This window comes from Thiocapsa sp. UBA6158 (assembly GCF_002423035.1).
In the GTDB taxonomy this organism is placed as follows: Bacteria; Pseudomonadota; Gammaproteobacteria; order Chromatiales; family Chromatiaceae; genus Thiocapsa.
In genome coordinates this window covers 20,442-41,146 of sequence record NZ_DIUM01000083.1, presented here as the reverse complement: position 1 = coordinate 41,146, position 20,705 = coordinate 20,442, and the positions used below count along the sequence as shown (strand labels likewise).

Sequence of the window (20,705 nt, the reverse complement as noted above, 5' to 3'; positions counted from 1 at the left end):
CGCGCGGCTTCCTGATCGGCGGCACCGCCGGACGCACCACGCTCGCCGGCGAGGGTCTGCAGCATCAGGACGGCCACAGCATGGTGGTCGCGGCGACCATCCCGAACTGTGTCGCCTACGACCCGGCCTACGCCTACGAGCTCGCCGTCATCGTTCAGGACGGCCTGCGCCGGATGTATCGCGAGAAGGAAAACGTCTTCTACTACGTCACGGCAATGAACGAGAACTACGTTCAGCCGGCGCTGCCCGAGGGCGCCGAGGCCGGGATCCTCAAGGGCATGTATCCGGTTCATCAGGGCGAGGAGCACACGCATCGGGTCCAGCTGCTCGGCGCCGGGACCATCCTGCGCGAGGTCTTGGCCGCAGCCGAGCTGCTCGCCAAGGACTTCAGCGTCGGCGCCGATGTCTGGAGCGTCACCAGCTTCAACGAGCTGCGGCGCGAAGGCATCGATGTCGAGCGCTGGAATATGCTCCACCCCGATCAGCCCCAGCGCACCACCTTTGTCGAGGAGCAACTGTCCGGGACCCAAGGCCCGATCATCGCCGCGACCGACTATGTCCGGACCTACGCCGACCAGATCCGCCCCTACATCCCGCGCCACTACCTGGTGCTGGGAACCGACGGCTTCGGGCGGAGCGACATGCGCAGCCAGCTGCGTAAATTCTTCGAGGTGAATCGTTACTACATCGCCGTCGCGGCACTGAAGGCCTTGGCGGACGAGGGCGAGATCCCGACCGCGACGGTCTCCGAGGCCATTCGGAAATACCGTATCGATCCGGAAAAACCCAGCCCGGTGACGATCTGAACCGCGCTAAACCGCGTCCGTCATCCCATGCGGTGATACGGCGGGTCGACCGACGATGAAGAACCAAAGAAGGGCTCGGTCGACACGGTTTAGGATACTTATCTATCGATGACTGAACCGCGTCCGGGACGAAGCGCTCGGGTCAAGCCGAGCGACGCGACACAGGGATCTGGCGTGATCGCCCGGGACGCGGTTTAGGGAGGACAGAGCGTGGCAACCGTCGAAGACATTCTGCTGCCGGACATCGGGGACTTCTCGGACGTCGAGGTGATCGAGATCCTCGTCGCGCCGGGTGACCGGATCGAGGCCGAGCAATCGATCCTGAGCTTGGAGAGCGACAAGGCGACCATCGAGATCCCAGCACCGTTGGCGGGGGTCATCCGAGCGTTGAAGGTCAAGATCGGCGATCGAATCAGTCAGGGTGATCTGCTGATGACGCTGGAGACCGATGGGGCTGGTTCGGAGGAGGCTCCATCCAAGGAGACCTCAGCCGAAGGGCAATCTGCGCAAGCCGCGGCGAGCGAGCGGGGCGCTGGTCCCGCGACGACGCGTCCGACAGCCCCTGCTCCGGCATCGCCGCAGGCTCCGAGGTCAACCCCGCCGCGTACGCCGAGCAGTGGCGAAACCATCTCCGTCGTCCTGCCCGATATCGGCGATTTCGCGGATATCCCGGTGATCGAGGTCCTGATTGCTCCGGGGGATCGCATCGAGGTCGACCAGTCGCTCCTCACGCTCGAGAGCGACAAGGCGACCATGGAGATCCCCTCGCCCTACGCGGGGGTCGTCGAGGAGCTGGCCGTCAAGGCGGGGGATACCCTGAATCAGGGCGATCTCGTCCTGACACTGCGCACCGAAGGCGAGGTCGGCAGCGGCGAGCCAATCGCAACTGCCGCGCCGATGGCTGCAAACACCGCTGAAGAGCTCGAAGCTCCGCCGGGTCCGGCATCCAGTGCCAAACGCGCGCCCGGCGAATCCGAGCGCCGTCCCGCTCCGGTGCTGCCGCGCCCCGAGGACATGGCCGCGATCGCCAAGGGCCGTAAGGCCCATGCGAGTCCCGCCGTCAGACGTTTCGCTCGCGAGCTCGGCGTCGACCTGACATTCGTCAAAGGGTCTGGGCCGAAAGGTCGGGTGCTCAAAGACGACGTCCAAGGCTTCGTGAAGCAAGCACTCGCGCAAGGTGCCCCGACCGGGGCCGGCACTGCCCTGCCCTTCGCCCTGCCCGCCGTGCCCGAGGTCGACTTCGCCAAGTTCGGCCCGGTCGAGGTCACCGAGCTCTCCCGGATCAAGAAGCTCAGCGGTCGGCACCTGCACCGCAGCTGGATCTCGGTGCCGCACGTCACCCAGTTCGACGAGGCGGACATCACCTCGCTGGAAGACTTCCGCAAGGGGCAAAAGATGCAGGCCGCCGAGAAGGGCATCAAACTGACCTTCGTACCCTTCCTGCTCAAGGCGGTCGCCACGGCACTGAATCGAATGCCGGTCCTCAAGGCGTCGCTGACGGCGGACGGCGAGGCTCTGGTGCTCAAGCACTTTACCCACATCGGGGTGGCGGTCGATACGCCGCAGGGTCTGGTTGTCCCGGTCGTGCGCGACGTCGACAAGAAGGGCATCTTTGCCCTGGCTGCCGAGCTGTCCGAGCTCGGTGAGAAGGCGCGCGCCGGCAAGCTGCTGCCCGGCGACATGCAGGGCGGCTGTTTCTCCATCTCCAGCCTCGGCGGCATCGGCGGGACCGCCTTCACGCCGATCGTGAACGCACCCGAGGTCGCCATCCTCGGGGTCTCGCGTGCGACGACCAAGCCGGTTTGGAACGGACAGAGCTTCGAGCCGCGCCTCATGCTGCCGCTGTCGCTGTCGTATGACCACCGTGTCGTCGACGGCGCGGACGGGGCGCGCTTCACCAGCCTGCTCGGGGAGCTGCTCGGGGATCTTCGTCAGCTGCTGCTGTGAGGCGGGCGCCGAGGAGCGGCGAAGGTGCCGGTGCAGCACCTCATGCCCGAGCGCGGCGCCCGAACCCAATGCTGTGAATAGGGTCGGGAGTTTCGCCTCGCGACACGCTTTCGTCTAGCATTGGGCGCTATCGAGTCATCATCATCGCGCGGCCGTTGCGGCCCCAAGAGAAGAATTACACCATGAACGACAAGAGCGGCGACATCATCGAGGTCAAGGTACCGGACATCGGCGACTTCAAAGACGTAGAGGTCATCGAGGTCTTGGTCTCCCCGGGCGATTCGGTGATCGAAGAGGCGTCGCTGATCACGCTCGAAAGCGACAAGGCGAGCATGGAGATCCCTGCGCCGCGTGCCGGGATCGTGCGCACGGTCGAGGTTGCGGTCGGCGATCGGATCTCGGAAGGCACGCTCATCATGACGCTCGAGGTCAAGGCGACGCAAACTCGGGGCGTGACCGAAGCGGGAAAGGAATCCGCGAGCACGGCCGCCGCGTCACAGGAGATCGTCACGGAGGTCGTGGTCCTCGGCGCCGGTCCCGGCGGCTACACCGCCGCCTTCCGCGCCGCCGACCTCGGCAAGAAGGTCGTCCTGATCGAGCGCTACGACACACTCGGCGGCGTCTGCCTGAACGTCGGTTGTATCCCCTCCAAAGCCCTGCTGCATACCGCTGCCATCCTCGAAGAGGTCAAGACGCTGGACACGATGGGCGTCACCTTCGGCGAGCCGCGGATCGATCTGGACAAGATGCGTGCCGGCAAGGAGCAGGTGGTTGCCAAGCTCACCGGCGGTCTCGCGGCCATGGCCAAACAACGCCGTGTCGAGGTGATCCAGGGCACCGGTCGGTTCGAGACACCCAATCGGATCGCCGTAGCGCAACCCGGCGGTCCGGTGCGGATCCTGTTCGACCACTGCGTCATCGCGTGCGGCTCTGCACCGATGAAGATCCCGGGCTTTCCGCACGACGACCCGCGCGTTATGGACTCCACAGACGCGCTTGAGATCGCGGACATCCCCGCGCGTCTACTGATCGTGGGTGGCGGCATCATCGGGCTCGAGATGGCGAGCGTCTACAGCGCGCTCGGTTCGACCGTCGAGGTCGTGGAGATGAAGGATCAGCTGATGCCGGGGGCCGACATCGACCTGGTGCGCGCGCTCGAGAAGGTCATCAAGAAGCGCTACAGCACCATCCGACTCGAGACCAAGGTCGCGCAGATGAGCGCCACGGCCGAAGGCATCAAGGTCGTGTTCGAGGGCAAAAAGCCGGGCGAAGAGGTCTACGACAAAGTGCTGGTCGCGATCGGCCGACGCCCGAACGGCAAGCTGGTCAACGCCGAGGCCGCAGGCGTGAAGGTCGATCAGCACGGATTCATCAAGGTCGATGCCCACATGCGCACCAACGTCCCGAACATCTTCGCGATCGGCGACGTGGTCGGCGGACCCATGCTCGCCCACAAGGCCACACACGAGGCCAAGGTCGCGGCCGAGGTGATCGCCGGCATGCCTGCACTCTTCGACCCCATGACCATCCCGTCGGTCGCCTACACCGACCCCGAGGTGGCCTGGATGGGCCTCACGGAGACCGATGCCAAGGCCAAGGGTATCGCCTACGAGAAGGGCGTCTTCCCCTGGGCGGCGAGCGGTCGCGCGCTCGGCATCCATCGCGACGAGGGTCTGACCAAGCTGCTGTTCGATCCCGAGACCAAACGCATCCTGGGCGCAGGCATTGTCGGCCCCAATGCCGGCGAGTTGATCGGCGAGACCGTACTGGCGCTCGAGATGGGGGCGGACATGGAAGACATCGGGCTGACCATCCACCCGCATCCGACCCTGAACGAGACCATCGGACTCGCCGCCGAGATGGCGCACGGCTCGATCACGGATCTGCTGCCGCCGAAGAAGCGCTGATCTGCTTAAACCACGCCCAGCGCGGTATGCGTAGTGTGTTGGAAATGACACATGTCGCTCTGGACGCGGTTTAAAGCGTCACCGCTTCGCCCCGCAGAAGTCCAAACACTGCTGCAGGGTCGGGAACGGCACCCGACCCGCGCAGCCGCCGTAGGTAAATGCCTTGCAGCGATCGTCTCGGTAGTCGTAATAGAATCCGAGCTGATTGGAACGGCACGGGCCGGGGTCGGGTTTGACGAGGCAGGCGACGGGCAGCTCATCGCTACCGCCTCCTGTGGGAGCAGCGGCACATCCCGCGAGGCCCGCCACGAGGATCACGAGCACCTGAACGCGAAACCGGCTTAGCCTCATGGTCCTCATCGAGATCGTCTGCACGCCGTCGCTCGAACCTGTGCACCCGTCGGTGCATGTTTCCACCAATCACGATGTCGAAACTCGCTGCCGTCCTTCGCCATGACCTGGGCGGACCCGCCTCGACGGAATCCCCAACCCTTGATCCTCGGGCCGTGCAGGAAGATCGTCCACGCCGGTATGCCTGCACGCAAGACCACGCGGTGATAGTCCGAGCCGCGCAGCCTGTTGAATCGCCCCGGAGCGCAGAAGCGCACCCGAGTCTGCTCAGAGTCTCCGTCGAGGCCACGGACCTCGTCATAGCCGCCCGAGAGCACCAGACTCAAGGCATGTCCCCAGGGGTGATCGTGAAGGCCGCGATCCGGATCCGAATCGACGAAGCGGTGCAGATAGAGATGCCAGCCGAAGGCGCCGAGGAGGTAGTAGCGTTCGAGGTAGGGCTCGCCTTGCTCGCCTTCGATGAGACGACAGGGTCGACGCGCGCTGATCCATTCAAGCAGTCTTTCCATGGGGTCCTTTAAACCGCGTCTGTGGCAACAGGCACTCTTCTCACGCTGAGTCCGCGTCGCATTCATCCTCAAGCGTCGCAGCCGACGCGGTTTAAAGAATGACAAAGGTTTCAGGCGGGGCGAGCCCCGACAAGCAAAGGTCAAGTTTTGAACTTGCGTGCCTTTGCGCGGCAGCGAAGCTCATGACTCAGGGCGATTGGGATTCTCGAGGTCGAGAGCCGATTATACGGCGGCGACGGGCGCTGCGTGCGGCTGTGAAGCACGCGCGGGCTGCAAGGAGCCACCGCGAAGCAGTGAAGGCGATTGACGGACCTCGGCGAACGGACTGCGCCTCATGGGAAGGAGAGAAGGGGCGACTCAAGTCGCCCCCGCATGTCCCTAGTCGCCGGTCGCTCGGTCTCTGTCGATCATCGAAAGCACTTGATCTCTAAAGCGCATCCGACGTCGACGCTTTTGGTATCGACTACGTCCAGCGTGCCGATCAGTTAACCTGTCGACTCGGGACATGGTTTAAGCGTCGAGGTTGTCGAGCGCCTTCTGGAAGCGGTTGGCGTGCGAGCGCTCGGCCTTGGCGAGCGTCTCGAACCAGTCGGCGACCTCGTCGAAGCCTTCGTCACGTGCCGTCTTCGCCATGCCGGGGTACATATCGGTGTACTCGTGGGTCTCGCCAGCGATGGCCGCACGCAGGTTGTCGCCGGTCGGGCCGATTGGCATACCTGTGGCCGGATCGCCGACGGCTTCGAGATATTCGAGATGGCCGTGTGCATGGCCGGTCTCACCCTCGGCGGTGGAGCGGAAAACCGCCGCGACATCGTTGTAGCCCTCGACATCGGCCTTGGCGGCGAAGTAGAGGTAGCGGCGATTGGCCTGAGACTCGCCCGCGAAGGCTTCCTTCAAACTCTCTTCGGTTTTGCTGCCCTTGAGCTCCATGTCGATCTCCTCACGATGGAATGAACGGGGGTTGGCTGAACCTACACCCACGACCTTAGTCACCTCGAAGCCGTTTCAGAAATTGTTTGTTCCAATGGCTCCGATCGTCTCTTTTTATGGGCGACAGCACTCTTCGACAAGTCTGTGAACTGGTGCGGCGACGCGTCCGTGCGCACCTGCTATATCTATCCTGGTGACCTAAGGAGCAGACTATGCCAGCGTCCACCGGCTTACGGACATTCGACATCGCCCCCTCGCGAACAACGGGGGAAACGCGTTCGGAACGCACCGCGCAACCGCGGACGCTTCTCCAGTTGACCGATCCGCACCTGTTCGCAGATCCCCAGGGGCAATTGCTCGACGTCACCACGCGGCGCAGCTTCGAGGCGGTGTTGGAGTTCGCACTCGTGCATTCACCACCGGCCGACGCTTTGGTGCTCACGGGCGATCTCGTCCACGACGAGTCGCGTGAAGGCTATCGTACGCTTCGTCGCTTGCTCGATCGCACCGGGCTGCCCTACTACTGCATCCCAGGCAACCACGACTCGCGGCCGCTGATGGACGAGCTGCTCGGACCTGCAGCACTCGGGCCGGTCGCCGCGCGCAAGCTCGGTGGCTGGAATCTCGTATTTCTCGATTCCACCGAGCCGGGACGCGAAGGCGGGCGAATCGGCCCGGCCCGACTCGCAGCGCTGCGCGATGCCGTCGCGGCAAACCCCTCACCCGCCGTCATCTTCCTGCATCAGCATCCCATCCCGGTGCGGAGCGCGTGGATGGACAAGCTCCGGGTCGAGGACGGAGACGAGCTGATCGGAATCTGCGACCGACACCCTCAGGTCAAAGCCCTGGTATGCGGTCACATCCACCAGGAATTCGAGCATCGGATCGAGGGTTGCCGCGTCCTGGGAGCACCCTCGACCTGCGTTCAGTTCGCGCCGCGCCAAGCCGATTTCACGATCGATACCCAAGAAGTCCCCGGCTATCGAGAGCTCACGCTCTTTGCCGACGGCGTATTGGAGACCAGGGTCGTCCGTCTCGACGGCTATCCGGAGCGCCCGAGTCGAACGGCGGGCGGCTATTGAGGCGTCCAACGCCTGTACGGCGCCGCTCGGGGAACGCCCCGTTAGTCGATCGCGAAACTCGGGTACAGCTGAAAGTCCAGAGGCTCGCAAGCGACCCCGGTCACCGCGGCACCCGGTGGACCGGTGCGCAACCAGTCGCGCAGATGACCGACGGCATTCGACTCCCCGCAAACCAGCAGCTCCACGCGGCCGTCGGGAAGATTTCGCGCATATCCGGTCACGCCCAGCCGCATCGCCTGCTCGCGAGCCGACGCACGGAAAAACACCCCCTGCACCCGCCCGCCGACGAGGCAGCGGTAACAGACGCGTTGTTCGCTGTCATGCTCATCCATTCTCTGCTCCTCGGATCGCGCCCCGTACGCCGCCCGGATGGCGCCGCGGCTTGCAGCTTTACTCCGCGGCGGCGGCTTGGCGCTCGCGCTTGTAGGCCGGGAAGGTGACGTCTTTGTAGCGTTCCTGAACGACGTACTCCCCGAGCCACATGAACTCGGTTGCATCACCCGTAGCCCCGGTGTACCTGGCCACCAGATTGCCGTCGAGGTCGAAGAAGGCGAACACCGGCGTCGCACGCACCCGATGGGTCTTCAGGGCAAAATCCTTTTGTGCCATCGCGGTGCCCGTAAAATCATGGATCTCCACATCGCCCTCGATATCCACCGGGAAGATCATGAAATGCTCTTTGAAATAGTCCTGCACCTCGGGCTGGTTGAGCACCGTGGTCTTCATGCGATGACAGAAGGGACACTCGTCCATCTCGAACATCAGCAGGATGCCCTTCTTGCCCTCGTCTCTCGCCGTCTCGAGCTCCTCGGCGAAATCCCCGAAAGTCGAGTCGAAGAAATACTGGGCGGGATCTCGGGTCGCAGCACCGACCGCAGTTGCGCACAGCACGAGCAGGATGAACATCAGTCGAAACTCTCGCCGACCATCACGCGAACGCAGGTGAGCCATTCTTGTCTTGCCTCCTCGTAGCATTAAACCGCGCCCGGCGCGGTATGCGATGTTTTCTGGACGGGATCGGCCCCGGCAGAGCTGACGACCGCTGGAGCCGGCGCGGTTTAAGATGTTAAAAAATAGATCATTTTAAACCGCGTCTCCGCTCAGGCCTGTGGATGCACCAAACGTCGAGCTCACTCGAAAATTCAGCATCTCGCTCTGGACGCGATTTAGGGCACCGGGCGAACGTCCGGGCCGGGTCGCCTGATTCTCACCAGTTCGGCGTCACAGTTCAATGCCCGGATCCCGCGGCTTCGGATGCGGCGGCTCGGGCGGACGAAACATCGGCTTTCGCTGCCGACGCGGTTTAGACTAATGCCCGACCCATGACATCAGCAACACACCGAGCGCCGGTCCGATCCGGGACCCGCGCATTCCGGCGACTCTATTCGGAGACCGACTACCCATGAGCTATATCCTCGTCCTCTACTACAGTCGCTACGGCGCCACCGCCGAGATGGCTCATCATGTCGGACGCGGCGTCGAGGCCGGCGGACTGGAAGCGCGCCTGCGGACCGTTCCTGCCGTCTCGACCGTCTGCGAAGCGACCGAGGACAGCGTCCCGCCCTCCGGTGCGCCCTATGCGGATCAAGACGACCTGCGCGGCTGCGCCGGCCTTGCCCTCGGCAGTCCTACGCGGTTCGGGAACATGGCGGCCCCGATGAAATATTTCCTCGACGGAACCAGCGGTCTCTGGCTCTCCGGAGCCCTTTCCGGCAAACCCGCCGGCGTCTTCACCTCGACATCCAGTCTGCACGGCGGTCAAGAGGCCACACTGCTCACCATGATGATCCCCTTGTTTCACCACGGGATGCTGTTGACGGGACTCCCCTACACCGAGGCGGACCTGCTTCACACCCGCTCCGGGGGCACGCCCTACGGCCCGTCGCACCTGGCCGGACCCGACAGCGCACTCCCGGTCACGGACGAGGAAAAGTGTCTGTGTTTGGCCTTGGGCCGGCGGCTCGCCGAGACCGCGGCGGCACTCTCGCGCCGCCCGGGCTGAAGCGCCGGACCCGCATCCTCGAGCAGACGGAACCTTGACCGACCATCCCGGGCAACTGCATCTGCCGATCACGCTGATCCGGGAGCCGACGCTCGCGGACTATCGCGCCGGGCCGAATGCAGAGGCGCTCGCCGCGGTCGAGGCATTGGCGTCGGGAGCAGGCGAGCCTTACGTGTTTCTGTTCGGAGGCGCATCGACCGGCAAGACTCATCTGCTGCAGGGCACTTGTCAGGCTGCGATCAAACGGGCGCGCACGGCGCAGTACATCCCGCTCGGCGAGGCCGGGCTGAGGCCCTCGATCTTCGATGACCTCGAGAGCCGCGATCTGTTGGCGATCGACGATGTGCAGGCCATCGCCGGCAAGGCGGACTGGGAGGTCGCCTTGTTCGATCTGTTCAATCGAGCGCGCGCGCGCGGATGCGCGCTTCTGATTGCGGGGAGCTCGGCCCCGGACGCCCTGGGACTTGGTCTGGCGGATCTGTGCTCGCGACTGCAATGGGGGCCGCGCTACTGTCTGCTGCCGCTCGCCGACCCGGACTGCGAGCGCTTGCTCACGGAGGTCGCCACGGAGCTCGGTATGCGGCTGGGCCAGGAAACCGCTCGCTACATCATGAACAACTATGCCCGCGATCCCGGCTCGCTGGTCGCGCTGATCGAGCGGATCGACCAAGTCAGCCTGCGCGAGCAACGCCAGCCGAGCATCCCCCTGGTGCGTCGGGTCATGCGCGGCGAGAACTGAACGGCGATCGACTTACGGTGTGACGGTCCGGCGAATCGACTCCCGACCGACTGAAGCCCGATTCACGCGTCGCCGTCGTGCAGCGTTGCGGCTGCAGCCCCTGTCGGGCATTCTGCACCCTCACTCTCACTCGCCGCAGATCAGGCGCCCGAACCTCACCCGGTCGATCGTCGCCGACTGTGTACAGACCCTCCTCAACCGCTCCACCAGCGGGCCGTCGGGATCAAAGATCAGAACCCAAGACGTCGCGGCCATGCTCATGCCCTCGAAGCCATCCACTCGGCAGGCCGCATAGACCTGCTCGTAGAGGTCATCGCAAAAGGCGGGGCCGATGCGCTCGGAGCGATAACCGCATTGATCGATCACCGCTTGGAGCGCTCCGGTACCGGTCGCGCCCGTGTAGGCGCTGACATCCCCGAAATCCCGCAGACCGGCGGCCTCGAGGTTCGCAATCACACGATCGCGGCAAGCGTCCCAAGCCGGCCCCGACTTGGCGGAGAAGCCGGGAGCCGCATAGTGCAGAAGGATCAGTAAGAGGCCGGCCGCAAGCAAACCCTGAAGCCGTGGGCGGGAGACATGAACCATGTTGAGCTCCTGTCCGGACGACGAAGGCAACGCCCTCTAGCTTGGCGATCGAGATCAGCAGGGCGCCACTCACGACGAACCGGAGATCTCCGTATCGAGGCTGCGCGGCCGGTATCGATTCAGTCCTTCACAGCGCGCTCGAGGGCATGAGTGTGTTTTATTCAGTCTATGCCAAGACCGACGGTCCTGCACCCGACAACGCCGTATCTTCTCAGTCGGGCTCAAAGACGAGTCATCGCGGCATGAGCATTTGGAAAGGCCAAACGATGCCATCACTGTCAGACAACCGAAGGCTATGCACTGAAGACGACCGGACAAGGTCGGTACACAGGGAACGCCGATTCCGGCGAAGTCTTCCAAGCCGTATCGGAGCTCGACCGACATGCTCACGACCCTGAGTCTCTTCGCCGTTTTGGCCGCAGCCGCGATTCCGGCAGGTGTGCATCTGGGATTTCGCGCACCAAGGCTGCGCGAAATCGGCACGCCGGCGGACTCCGGCCTCGACTTCGAGACGGTTCGCATCCCGACCGTGCGACGCCGATCCCTCTTCGGGTGGCTGCTTCCGGCAGCAGACTCGACACGCACACTCGTCATCCTGCACGGCTGGGGCGGCAACGCCGAGCTGATGCTGCCCATCGCAATTCCCTTCCGAGAGGCCGGCTTCAACGTCCTGCTCTTCGATGCCCGCAATCACGGGGGGAGCGACGGCGACACCTTTTCCTCCTTGCCGCGGTTTGCCGAGGACCTCGGAATGGCCATCGCCTGGCTCAAACGGCACCACCCGAGACGGGCCGAGTGTGTCGCCGTGCTCGGACACTCCGTCGGGGCAGGCGCCGCACTGTTCGAGGCATCGCGCAACCCGGACATCGCAGCCGTGATCAGCATCGCCGCGTTCGCACACCCCGCCCGCGTGACCGAGGCATCGGTGCGTCACCTGCATCTCCCCGCTGCGATCGTCTACGGCATCATCCGCTACGTAGAATGGCTGATCGGACACAGGTTCGACACCATCGCGCCCATGAACACAATCACCCGCATCACCTGTCCTGTCTTGCTGGTTCACGGCAGAGCGGATCGCGTGGTGCCGGTAGAGGATGCGCGCCTGATCCATGCACGATCCGCGGGAACGCATGTGCGTCTGCTGGAGATCGACGGCGCCGATCATGATTCGGTCGATCGCATCGAGGACCATGTCGGCGCCTTGCTGGGGTTTCTCGAGAACCAGTGCACCGTCGTGGATTCGGCCGGGACGCCGCCGATGCGCGTACGGGAAAGCATCGACCGGCACGTAGGGGCGACGTAGGGTCGACAAGGGGCGACTTCAGCCCCCCCTGCCCGCCAGGATTTCGATGCCCAGGTTCCAGCTTGCGGATCTTCCCGAGCGGCAAGCGAGGGCCGATAAGAGCGGCGATGCATCGGCAAGCCAACCCTGCCGGGATGACGCGCACCCCGCCCGTAGTTCAGTAGTGCCACTCTTCATGGGTCAACGGCAGACCGTTGAGCAGCTCCCGCGACTGCCGCCACCGCGGTAGAGAGCGGTCCATCAGCTCGACAAACCGCGCATTGTGATGGCGTTCCAGCAGATGCATCAGCTCATGGACGAGGATGTACTCCAGACACTGTACCGGCTTCTTCGCCAGCTCGGTGTTGAGCCGGATCGTCCGCGTTTCCGGACTGCAGCTCCCCCAGCGGGTCTTCATACGCTGCACGAACAGTCGGTGGACACGAACCCCGAGGATGCATTCCCATGTCTCGATCAGCTCGGCCGCCGCATCCCGGACCTGCCGGCGGTACCAGCCCGCCATGACGACCTCGCGCTGCGCCTGGCTCGTCCCCGGCCGAACCCTCAACACCAAAGAGCCGGGATGGTTCGTCACGGTCGGCGCTGCTTCTTCCTCGACCAGGCTCAGCAGATAGCGCCGGCCCCAGAGATCATGGCTCTCGCGCTCCAGAACCTCGCGCGGCGTCTCGCGGGCCTGTACGCCACGCCAGCCGTCAGGACGCACCCTCTTGACCACCGCGTCGATCTTGAGCGCCAGATCCAGCGCGACGGCAGCAGGCGCATAGGCCCCTTGATCATCGGCGGCCGGCAGCGCCCCCAAAGGAGAGGCGGCGATGGACTTCAGGTTATTGAAGAGCGCCCTCTTGCCCGGTGTATCCAGCGCCGCCGGGTTGTCCTTGGCCTGCCCTGCCGCAACCTGCTTCGTCAGCTCCGCGATCTTCTGCAGATACTCCTCGTAGGCGATCGCCTTCGCCTTGCGCTGCGCGATGATCTCCTGCAACTGAGCTGAAATATTGGCGTAGAAGGCCGGGTCGGTCAGATGCTCCTTGATGATGGTACTGCGGACGTTATTCTCGATCGTCTCGGCGATCGCGTTCTTGTTGCCCTGCATGCAGCCCAGGCGCGTGGCGATCGCCTCGGCGATGCCGCTCTTCACGATCAGGTCAAGCAGGCCCAGGTTCTCGAAGGGCGAGATCCGGCGCGGATCATCGGCCTCGATATAGGTATCGATGAGATGGCGCATGTCGGCCTCGAAGGGCTTGAGGTCGAGCGTCTCGCCGCTAGCCTGGCGGATCAACTCCCGCAGCTTCAGTGCTTGGTCGAGCTGCTGCTTGATGCGGGCGATCTCCTCGCCGCTGTAACCGGCCTCCTCCAGCTCGTCGGCCATGTTGGCATAGGCCCGGACCAGGGCAACGGTCGCCATGTAGAGATAGGTGCAGTGCGGAGCGTCGAAGCCGGTCAGCAGCTTATCCACCACCACCAAGAGCTTCATATTGGCCGGCTCTTTGACGAACAGCGTCTTGGCCCACTGTTCGTAAGTCTCGGTCTTGGTCATACCGGGCTTGGCGACGATGTCCTTCAGCAAGTTTTTGTAGATCTTGTAGATGAGCTGCTTGTCGGTCTCGGTGTTGGCGCCGACCGGGGTGATCTTGTCTTTGGATGGGCGCCGCACGAGATGAGCTGCTTGTCGGTCTCGGTGTTGGCGCCGACCTCCTCCTTGGTGACATCCTTCGCCTGCGGGTTGTAGGAGGTCACCACCGCGCACTTGCCCTTCAGCGGGGTGTTCTGAAACAGCATGAAATACTTGCAGGCCTCGTAGATGCTGGAGGCCACCAGCATGGCGTTGCCGCGTTGGCTGGACAGGCGCTGCTTGACACTGAAGTCGAAGACGATGTCGTTGACCACCCGATCCATGCGCGAGCGCGAGCTGAGTACGCTTTGCATCGTTACCCAGCGGCTTTTAAGCTCTTCCTTCTGCCAGGTGTTCAGACCCTTGGTCTTGCTCGCGAACCAGGCGTCGATCTTCTCTTTGGAGCCGAGCCGCTGGTCGATGTCGCGCGCCTCGTAGACGAGATCGAGCGCCACCTGATCCTCGACCGCCTCGCTGAACTTGTAGGTGTGGATGTAGCCGCCGAAGACCTCCAGGCTGGTGGCCTTGTCCTTCTTCAGGAGCGGCGTGCCGGTAAAGCCGATGAAGACCGCGTTGGGCATCAGGGCCTTCATCACCCGATGCAGCTTGCCGCTCTGGGTGCGATGACACTCGTCGACGAAGACGAAGACCTCGCCGACCGTCCGGCTGGGCTGTCCCTCGAGCTCCTTGATGAAGGCATCGACGTCGTCCACATCGCGGCGGCCGAACTTGTGCACCAGGGAGCAGAGCAGACGTGGCTTGGCCCGGCCGAGCTGCGCCATCAAATCGCGCCCGCTGTTGGTGCGATAGATGGATTCGCCGACCTGGCCGAAGACGCCTTCGATCTGGCTGTCCAGCTCGTCGCGGTCGGTGATGACGACGACGCGTGCGTCGGGAAAAGTCTCCAGGATCCAACGCGCCAGCAGCACCATGACGATGCTCTTGCCGCTGCCCTGGGTGTGCCAGATGATCCCGCCCTGGCGCCGCCGCACATGGCTCTGTGCCGCCTTGACCCCGAAGTATTGATGGGTCCGCGGCAGTTTCTTGATGCCGCCGTCGAAGAGCACGAAGTCGCGCATCAGCTCGATCAAGCGCGGCTTCTCGCAGAGCTTGAGCAGATACTTGTCCAGCTTGAAACGGCTGTCGTCCGCCTCGGTGCGCAGGCGATAGAGCGCCATGGCGATCTGCGCCTCGGAATAACCTCGGTGGGTCAGCCAAGTCGACAGCAGACCCTCTTCGATGTTGCTGTTGCCGGCGCGGTCGGTCCAGTCCCCCAGATGCCGATAGCCCAACGCATCGCGAAACAGGGCGATGACGCGGTCCTGTGTCTCTCGTTCGGATTGTCCGATCCGGGTCATGGGCTCGAGCTCCGACTAGGGAAAATCCGGCATGGTTCGCCGCATGAAGCTGTCGAACAGCGGTACGGTGAACGCCGTATCGCCATGGGCAGGGCTGTAGACCATGCCCTTGCTGATGATCCGGTTGCGGACCGGTGCCACCGCCGAAGGCTTCTTGCCCAGCAGCTCCGCGATGTCTCCGGAGCGGTGCGGTCCGGGGCCAAGCTCGGCCATTGCCCGCAGATAACGCTTCTCCGATGGAGTCAATCGATCGAAGCGTACGCGGAAGAAGCTCGCATCCAACTCCGCGAGGGCGATTTGGGTTGCCCGTACGGCATCCTCATGCGTGATCGGGCTCGCCTCCGCCTCGCTCCAGGCATGCTTGCCCCATTCCTGCAGGAAATAGGGATAGCATCCGGTGCGGGCGATGATCTCCTCGACGGCCGCCGCCTCGAATTGCACCCCTTCCTGCTCGGCGGGGACGCACAGCGCCCGCCGGGCGGCTTCCGGGTCGAGGGGACCGATCGGTACAAACTCGAACAAGCGCTCGGCGTAGGACTTCGCCCGTCCCATTTGCCCCAACAACTGAGGCAATCCCGCACCCAAGAGCGTGATCGGGAGCTGTCGCTGATTGACGGCATGCAACGCGCTGATCAAGGCCGCGAGCTGCTCCTCGGGCACATACTGAAGCTCATCGATAAAGAGGATGACCGCCGTCCCCCGCTCTGCGGCCGTCTCGCCGACGCTACGCAGGAGGTCCGTCAGATCGATGTCCAGATCGCCGCTGTCGGCAAGCCCGACGAGTGCCTCGAAATCAACGTTGAACTCGACGTCCGCGTACTTGACCTTGGCCGAACGGGCGAAACTGGCGAGCACGCCAAGAGCCCTCTTCAGCGCCTTTTTCGCCGCCTCGCCTCGACTCATCCGGATCAGGGTGCTTCGCAGTGCGGGACCAAGAATGGCCGGGAGCGAACGATCTTCCGGCGCTTCGATCACCGCCGGGACGTAGCCCTCACGCTCCGCATCCAGCCGCATCCGATTCAGCAAGACCGTCTTGCCAACGCCTCGCAGCCCGTAGAGGATCATGCTCTGGGCCGCTCGCCCTTTGGCGATACGATGCAGCGCAATCGACGCCCTCTCGATGATCTCGTCCCGGCCGGCCAGCTCCGGCGGCGGCGTCCCCGCTCCCGGGGCATAGGGGTTGCGTCTCGGGTCCATGGTTATACTGAAATATCGCCTCGTTACTGTATTTCGTTAACTTAGTATAACTTTGATATAAACGCTAGGCTCCCTCGCTGGCCCAACCCTAGCCGGATCCACTTCGGCGTCCACTCGGGCTTCCGATCGGTTGGTTTTTGTTGAGCAAAAAAGATTGAAACCGGTCAACCCGTCGAGCAACTCGAACAACTGCTGCGAACGAAGCGCAGTCAGTGTCGGCATGTGACGCTGGCTGATTGATTCAGCCGAGGTTATCGCCGGATCGCCCGATCGACCAATCCGATCATCGCGTCGTAATTCCGAGCTAAACCATTTTGGATCGCGCTGAAGTACGACGCCTTATCGGCATCCCAAAGTCGTTCCGCCAAGGCCGTCGATCAGAACCGCTTGATACAGCCTTTCCAGCAGAACCAACTCGACCCCGGCGATCTCCGTTGGATCGACAATGCCCAACTTGTTCGCCAGCACCCGATGATTCGATCCCGGCTGGAAGGTTCCCTGCGGGCCATCGGCCTGGCAGCGGTCACTGTTCAATAGAATCCTGCTCGATACGCTCGGAGTCCTGTTCCGCTGGTGCATCGGGGCCGATGCAGATGGGGCGGTCGCCCCGCCACACCACGGCGTATTGACCCAACCGACGCTTGCGCTCCAGTGCCCCGGCCACCGATCGAGCACGGCGGCCTCGCCCTTGACCTCGGGATCGCCTCCGATCTCCTTGAGGCGGGCGGCGACACTGGCCTTGTTGACCCGGTCCAGCTCGGCGAAGGCGCCTTCCTCCCCGCCGTGTTCTTCCTCCAGCTCGGCGAACCGGGAGGCGACGGTCTCCAATTCGGCTGCGAGCCCGTCGAGCGTGGCCTGATCCGCGGCGAAATAGCGGGCGACGATGCGCGCCTTGGGGATCAGGTCGCAGGTCCAGCCCTTGTCGCGGGACTTGCCCTTCTTGTCGGTCTCGATGATGCGGTCCGTCTTGGCCGCCCAGCCGTCCGCGGCGATCAGATAACAGTCGTCCTGTAGGGTCTCGTCCCAGTAGTCGAGCAGGTGCTGATAGATGTCGTAGGGATCGACGAGGGGCTGATCCCGGTAGTGCGCGAGCAGGCACTCGGAGAGCCAGACGATGATCTCCTTGGGATGGCAGCCGGGTTCGAGCGCCTTGAGCTTCGCGGCACTCGGGTCACGCCAGGCGGCGAAGTGGGCGTTCATCCCGGCAATGAAGGCGGCGAACTCGGGGTGCGCGTAGATGAGTGTCTTGATGGCGGTCTTGTCCGCTGTGATGGCGGGGGCCAGGTCGAGATAACCGGGACGGTTCGGACTGAAGAGCGTGCCCCGGAGCCCGGGGCAGACGGCCCAATGGGCGGCGAGTGCATCGACATCGGCGACCGGGATGCCGCCCTGGAGATGTGCGGCGATGTCCTGCACGTCCTCCGGGGTCTGGCTGTCGATGTAGCGCGGCAGGTTGAGGTTGAAGTCGTTCCTCTCGATCTCGTCGAGCGCGACCAGACGCGCGTAGCGCGGGACCTCGATCCGGCGGTTGAAGATGTCGACGATCTTGTGGATGTCTTGGGCGCGCAGTCGGTTCTTGGGCCCGTCCCTCATAAAGCCGCTGCTGGCGTCGAGCATGAAGATGCCGCGACGCGCTTGGGCATCGCGCTTGTCGATCACGACGATGACGGCCGGGATGCCGATCCCGTAGAAGAGGTTTGTGGGCAGACCGATCAGACCGGCGATATAGCCTCGGCGGACCAGATTGCGGCGGATCTCGGCCTCGGGATTGCCGCGGAACAGGACACCATGGGGCAGGATACAGGCCCCCGTGCCGGTGCTCTTGAGCGAGCGGACGATATGCAGCAGGTAGGCATAGTCGCCTTGCTTGGCCGGCGGCGCACCGAAGTGGCTGAAGCGCTCGAAGAGATCCTCGAGCGGGTTGAGCCCGGTGCTCCAGCGCTGGTGGGCGCATCGCGAATCCCCAGGATCTGCGCGATGACCCGGCTCACCTCGGCCGGCGTGAGGAACTGACCCTTGCTCTTGCCGCTGTCGATGGCGAAGTGACGCATCAGAAATTCGTAAGCGTCACCCAGGATGTCGTCGCCCTCGGCGCGGTTCTTCGAAAAATCGAGCGCCTTGTGCTCGAAGATGGCGATCAGGTTGGTAAGCCGCTCGACCATCTCCTTGCCCGAGCCGAGCTTGGAGGGGTCGTTGAAGTCGAGCATGGCAGACAATCGGTTGGCATTGGCCAACGGGGCGATGATCCGCTTGTTGATCTGATCGCCGATGTCGGGCTTGCCCTTGAGCGCGACCATGTCACGGAAGCTCGCGCCCGGCGGGATGACGATCGGGGCGTAGGGCTGGCCGGCGTATTTGTCGCTGACATACTTGATGAAAAGCAGCACCAGGACATAGTCCTTGTATTGGCTGGCATCCATGCCGCCGCGCAGTTCGTCGCAACTGGACCAGAGTGAGGAATACAGCTCAGACTTCTTCAGGGCCATGGGCAGTTTCCTTGCTGCTCAGGAGAAAAACGCAGCGGCGGCGGTTCGCGGAGACAACCACGCGCCGGGTGACCACTCCTTGCGCGCGGTCTCTCGTGAACTTCGGTCCGACGCAGGCTCACGGCAAGCAGGCCACTGCGGGTGACTTTATGGTAGCTCAAACGAAAACGGCTCAGATCATTCATGACCTGAGCCGTTGTTTTTGGTCGGGGCGAGAGGATTTGAACCTCCGACCACCTGAACCCCATTCAGTCGGCAATAACAAGAAACCACTCCTGCCAAATACGACAGTTTTTTATATTACAGATACTTAAACCGTACCTCTGTGCTATCCTTTGCGATGAGTCACCACCTGAAACCACGCTTCCTGGTGACTCTATGGTGACTCAGAATCAAGAGGGCGGTTCCCATGAAGCTGACCAAACGCACCATCGATTCGACCGTCTACCAGGGGACGAACAACGCGCGCTATGTCCTGTGGGACGATGAGGTGCCTGGGTTTGGCTGCCGTATTTTCCCGAGCGGCGCGAAATCCTTCGTCCTGTCGTACCGTGCGGCCGGACGCAAGCGGATGATGACCATCGGCACCTATGGCGTTCTCACCCTGGACCAAGCCCGTAAGACCGCACGCGCGGAACTGGCCAAGGTTGAGACCGAGGGCTCTGACCCTCTGGCGGACCGTGAGAAAGAGAGACGCGGCGAAACCCTGGCGGATCTGTGTGCGGCCTATCTGGACCGACACGCCAGCACGAAAAAGACCGGCCAAGAAGATCAGCGACGCATCAACAAGCACATTCTGCCCCGCTGGGGCGCCTTGAAGGTCAAGGCCCTGACCCGTGAGGATGTCGTCAAGCTGCATGCCAAGATCGGTGCGACCGCCCACTACGAGGCGAATCGGGTCGTTAACCTGCTGTCTACCATGTTTGATCTGGCCCGACGCTGGGGCTTTGTTTCCCAGGATCACCCCAACCCAGCGCGCGACATCACCCTGTTCAAGGAAACCAAGCGCGACCGCTGGCTGACACCGGCCGAGTTACCCCGCCTGGCTGAAGCGATCGACCAAGAGGCCAATGCCATCGCACGCGCGGCATTATGGCTGTATCTCTTGACCGGCGCGCGCAAGAGCGAACTCCTGGCCGCCCGCTGGGATCGCGTCGATTGGGATCGCGGCGAGCTGAAGCTCGACGACACGAAAAACGGCAAGGTCTTCTATGTGCCTCTGTCGGGACCGGCACTGGCCTTGCTGCGCTCGATTCCTCGCGTCGCCGGCAACCCATACATCCTGCCAGGCCGTGGCCCCCGGACGGCGAACGCGGACGAGAAGGCGCAGACAGCGTCCCATTTGATCAACATCGAAAAACCGTGGGCGCGCGTGAAAACGGCGGCGACGCTGGCGGCCTGGCGCGAAGATCCGCGCGCCGCCGCGCTGATCGATCGCCTGACCGAAGCGTATGCACGCAACCAACATCGCAACGCTCCGAAGAAGTTCACTCCGACCCCACCGCTTGACGCGATCCGTGCCGCAGCCACCGCTGAGGGCCTGGAACTACCACCGGCCATTGACGATGTTCGCCTGCATGATCTCCGGCGCACGGTCGGAAGCTGGCTGGCGCAATCAGGGAACTCGCTACACCTGATCGGTAAGGTCTTGAACCACTCCGACACAAAAACGACGGCCATCTATGCCCGTTTCGGTGAGGATTCGGTACGTGCGGCTCTGGAGCAACATGGTGCCAGGATCATGGATGTAGCCGGGTTCGCAACAACGACGCCGGTACCGGAAAGCGCCCCCAATAATCCATAGGATCGACAGTAGGGTTCGAGCCGCGACCGCCTCCGTCTGCTCGGCTCGCCAAGCGTGATAAGGCTCCCTGACGCCAGTGAGCCGTGCCCC

General features: G+C 63.5%; 17 protein-coding genes and 1 pseudogene. 8 read left to right on the top strand and 10 right to left on the bottom strand.

What is annotated here, in order from left to right; genetic code table 11:
• From B4N44_RS11705 to lpdA, 3 genes are all read left to right on the top strand, one after another.
• Positions 1–806, top strand: an 806-nt coding sequence (locus B4N44_RS11705) for a transketolase-like TK C-terminal-containing protein (RefSeq protein WP_414718144.1), incomplete at its 5' end; no start/stop codon positions are given.
• 210 nt (positions 807–1,016) lie between these two features.
• On the top strand, positions 1,017–2,753 hold the full coding sequence (gene aceF / locus B4N44_RS11700; protein ID WP_296700967.1) for a dihydrolipoyllysine-residue acetyltransferase: 1,737 nt from the start codon (positions 1,017–1,019) through the stop codon (positions 2,751–2,753).
• 182 nt (positions 2,754–2,935) lie between these two features.
• Positions 2,936–4,660, top strand: coding sequence for a dihydrolipoyl dehydrogenase (gene lpdA, locus B4N44_RS11695; protein WP_296700965.1), 1,725 nt, complete (start codon positions 2,936–2,938; stop codon positions 4,658–4,660).
• A 78-nt stretch (positions 4,661–4,738) separates the two neighbouring features.
• On the opposite strand, the gene B4N44_RS11690 is transcribed toward lpdA, so the two are convergent.
• The 3 genes from B4N44_RS11690 to B4N44_RS11680 form a co-directional block, all read right to left on the bottom strand.
• Positions 4,739–5,011 carry a BPTI/Kunitz domain-containing protein gene (locus B4N44_RS11690; RefSeq protein WP_296700963.1) on the bottom strand — a complete coding sequence of 91 codons (273 nt, stop codon included), beginning with the start codon at positions 5,009–5,011 and terminating at the stop codon, positions 4,739–4,741.
• Positions 5,012–5,016: 5 nt separating this feature from the next.
• Positions 5,017–5,520 (bottom strand): hypothetical protein, encoded by a 504-nt coding sequence (locus B4N44_RS11685; protein WP_296700961.1) that lies wholly within the window; start codon positions 5,518–5,520, stop codon positions 5,017–5,019.
• 510 nt (positions 5,521–6,030) lie between these two features.
• Positions 6,031–6,450: a rubrerythrin family protein gene (locus tag B4N44_RS11680; RefSeq protein ID WP_007194770.1), complete on the bottom strand. Its 420-nt coding sequence runs from the start codon at positions 6,448–6,450 to the stop codon at positions 6,031–6,033.
• Between the two features lie 314 nt (positions 6,451–6,764).
• Between B4N44_RS11680 and B4N44_RS11675 the strand changes: the two genes are divergently transcribed.
• Entirely contained in the window at positions 6,765–7,532 is a 768-nt protein-coding gene (locus tag B4N44_RS11675; RefSeq protein WP_296700956.1) for a metallophosphoesterase, read from the top strand.
• Between the two features lie 41 nt (positions 7,533–7,573).
• On the opposite strand, the gene B4N44_RS11670 is transcribed toward B4N44_RS11675, so the two are convergent.
• Together B4N44_RS11670 and B4N44_RS11665 are read right to left on the bottom strand one after the other, a co-directional pair.
• The gene (locus tag B4N44_RS11670) at positions 7,574–7,864 is read right to left on the bottom strand and encodes an acylphosphatase (RefSeq protein ID WP_296700954.1); all 291 of its coding nucleotides are present in this window, start codon (positions 7,862–7,864) and stop codon (positions 7,574–7,576) included.
• A 58-nt stretch (positions 7,865–7,922) separates the two neighbouring features.
• Positions 7,923–8,438 (bottom strand): thioredoxin family protein, encoded by a 516-nt coding sequence (locus tag B4N44_RS11665; protein ID WP_296700952.1) that lies wholly within the window; start codon positions 8,436–8,438, stop codon positions 7,923–7,925.
• Between the two features lie 496 nt (positions 8,439–8,934).
• Between B4N44_RS11665 and wrbA the strand changes: the two genes are divergently transcribed.
• Positions 8,935–9,534: an NAD(P)H:quinone oxidoreductase gene (gene wrbA / locus B4N44_RS11660; protein ID WP_296700951.1), complete on the top strand. Its 600-nt coding sequence runs from the start codon at positions 8,935–8,937 to the stop codon at positions 9,532–9,534.
• 34 nt (positions 9,535–9,568) lie between these two features.
• Positions 9,569–10,273 (top strand): DnaA regulatory inactivator Hda, encoded by a 705-nt coding sequence (gene hda, locus B4N44_RS11655; RefSeq protein WP_296700949.1) that lies wholly within the window; start codon positions 9,569–9,571, stop codon positions 10,271–10,273.
• Between the two features lie 126 nt (positions 10,274–10,399).
• Here hda and B4N44_RS11650 read toward each other — a convergent pair whose 3' ends face one another.
• Positions 10,400–10,858, bottom strand: coding sequence for a hypothetical protein (locus B4N44_RS11650; RefSeq protein ID WP_296700947.1), 459 nt, complete (start codon positions 10,856–10,858; stop codon positions 10,400–10,402).
• A 382-nt stretch (positions 10,859–11,240) separates the two neighbouring features.
• Here B4N44_RS11650 and B4N44_RS11645 point away from each other — a divergent pair, with 382 nt between their 5' ends.
• Positions 11,241–12,161, top strand: coding sequence for an alpha/beta hydrolase (locus B4N44_RS11645; protein ID WP_296700945.1), 921 nt, complete (start codon positions 11,241–11,243; stop codon positions 12,159–12,161).
• Positions 12,162–12,318: 157 nt separating this feature from the next.
• Here B4N44_RS11645 and B4N44_RS11640 read toward each other — a convergent pair whose 3' ends face one another.
• The 4 genes and pseudogenes from B4N44_RS11640 to B4N44_RS19955 form a co-directional block, all read right to left on the bottom strand.
• On the bottom strand, positions 12,319–13,812 hold the full coding sequence (locus tag B4N44_RS11640) for a YgjP-like metallopeptidase domain-containing protein (protein ID WP_296700942.1): 1,494 nt from the start codon (positions 13,810–13,812) through the stop codon (positions 12,319–12,321).
• Positions 13,719–15,128 (bottom strand): DEAD/DEAH box helicase family protein, encoded by a 1,410-nt coding sequence (locus tag B4N44_RS11635; protein WP_296700940.1) that lies wholly within the window; start codon positions 15,126–15,128, stop codon positions 13,719–13,721. Before B4N44_RS11635 ends, B4N44_RS11640 begins: the two co-directional genes overlap by 94 nt.
• 15 nt (positions 15,129–15,143) lie before the next feature.
• Complete coding sequence (locus B4N44_RS11630) at positions 15,144–16,325, bottom strand: AAA family ATPase (RefSeq protein ID WP_296700938.1); 1,182 nt, start codon at positions 16,323–16,325, stop codon at positions 15,144–15,146.
• Between the two features lie 660 nt (positions 16,326–16,985).
• A pseudogene (locus B4N44_RS19955) lies at positions 16,986–18,811 on the bottom strand (N-6 DNA methylase); the annotation flags it as partial.
• Positions 18,812–19,220: 409 nt separating this feature from the next.
• On the opposite strand from B4N44_RS19955, the gene B4N44_RS11615 reads away from it, so the two are divergent.
• On the top strand, positions 19,221–20,615 hold the full coding sequence (locus B4N44_RS11615; protein ID WP_296700936.1) for a tyrosine-type recombinase/integrase: 1,395 nt from the start codon (positions 19,221–19,223) through the stop codon (positions 20,613–20,615).
• The last annotated feature ends 90 nt before the right edge of the window (positions 20,616–20,705 follow it).

What these genes read in the sequence shown, in the direction of transcription:
- B4N44_RS11645 (WP_296700945.1), top strand. Translation starts at nt 11,241, where the DNA reads ATGCTCACGACCCTGAGTCTCTTCGCCGTTTTGGCCGCAGCCGCGATT.
- B4N44_RS11690 (WP_296700963.1), bottom strand. Translation starts at nt 5,011, where the DNA reads ATGAGGCTAAGCCGGTTTCGCGTTCAGGTGCTCGTGATCCTCGTGGCG.
- B4N44_RS11670 (WP_296700954.1), bottom strand. Translation starts at nt 7,864, where the DNA reads ATGGATGAGCATGACAGCGAACAACGCGTCTGTTACCGCTGCCTCGTC.
- B4N44_RS11665 (WP_296700952.1), bottom strand. Translation starts at nt 8,438, where the DNA reads ATGTTCATCCTGCTCGTGCTGTGCGCAACTGCGGTCGGTGCTGCGACC.
- B4N44_RS11630 (WP_296700938.1), bottom strand. Translation starts at nt 16,325, where the DNA reads ATGGACCCGAGACGCAACCCCTATGCCCCGGGAGCGGGGACGCCGCCG.
- B4N44_RS11680 (WP_007194770.1), bottom strand. Translation starts at nt 6,450, where the DNA reads ATGGAGCTCAAGGGCAGCAAAACCGAAGAGAGTTTGAAGGAAGCCTTC.
- B4N44_RS11650 (WP_296700947.1), bottom strand. Translation starts at nt 10,858, where the DNA reads ATGGTTCATGTCTCCCGCCCACGGCTTCAGGGTTTGCTTGCGGCCGGC.
- lpdA (WP_296700965.1), top strand. Translation starts at nt 2,936, where the DNA reads ATGAACGACAAGAGCGGCGACATCATCGAGGTCAAGGTACCGGACATC.
- B4N44_RS11685 (WP_296700961.1), bottom strand. Translation starts at nt 5,520, where the DNA reads ATGGAAAGACTGCTTGAATGGATCAGCGCGCGTCGACCCTGTCGTCTC.
- B4N44_RS11615 (WP_296700936.1), top strand. Translation starts at nt 19,221, where the DNA reads ATGAAGCTGACCAAACGCACCATCGATTCGACCGTCTACCAGGGGACG.
- B4N44_RS11635 (WP_296700940.1), bottom strand. Translation starts at nt 15,128, where the DNA reads ATGACCCGGATCGGACAATCCGAACGAGAGACACAGGACCGCGTCATC.
- wrbA (WP_296700951.1), top strand. Translation starts at nt 8,935, where the DNA reads ATGAGCTATATCCTCGTCCTCTACTACAGTCGCTACGGCGCCACCGCC.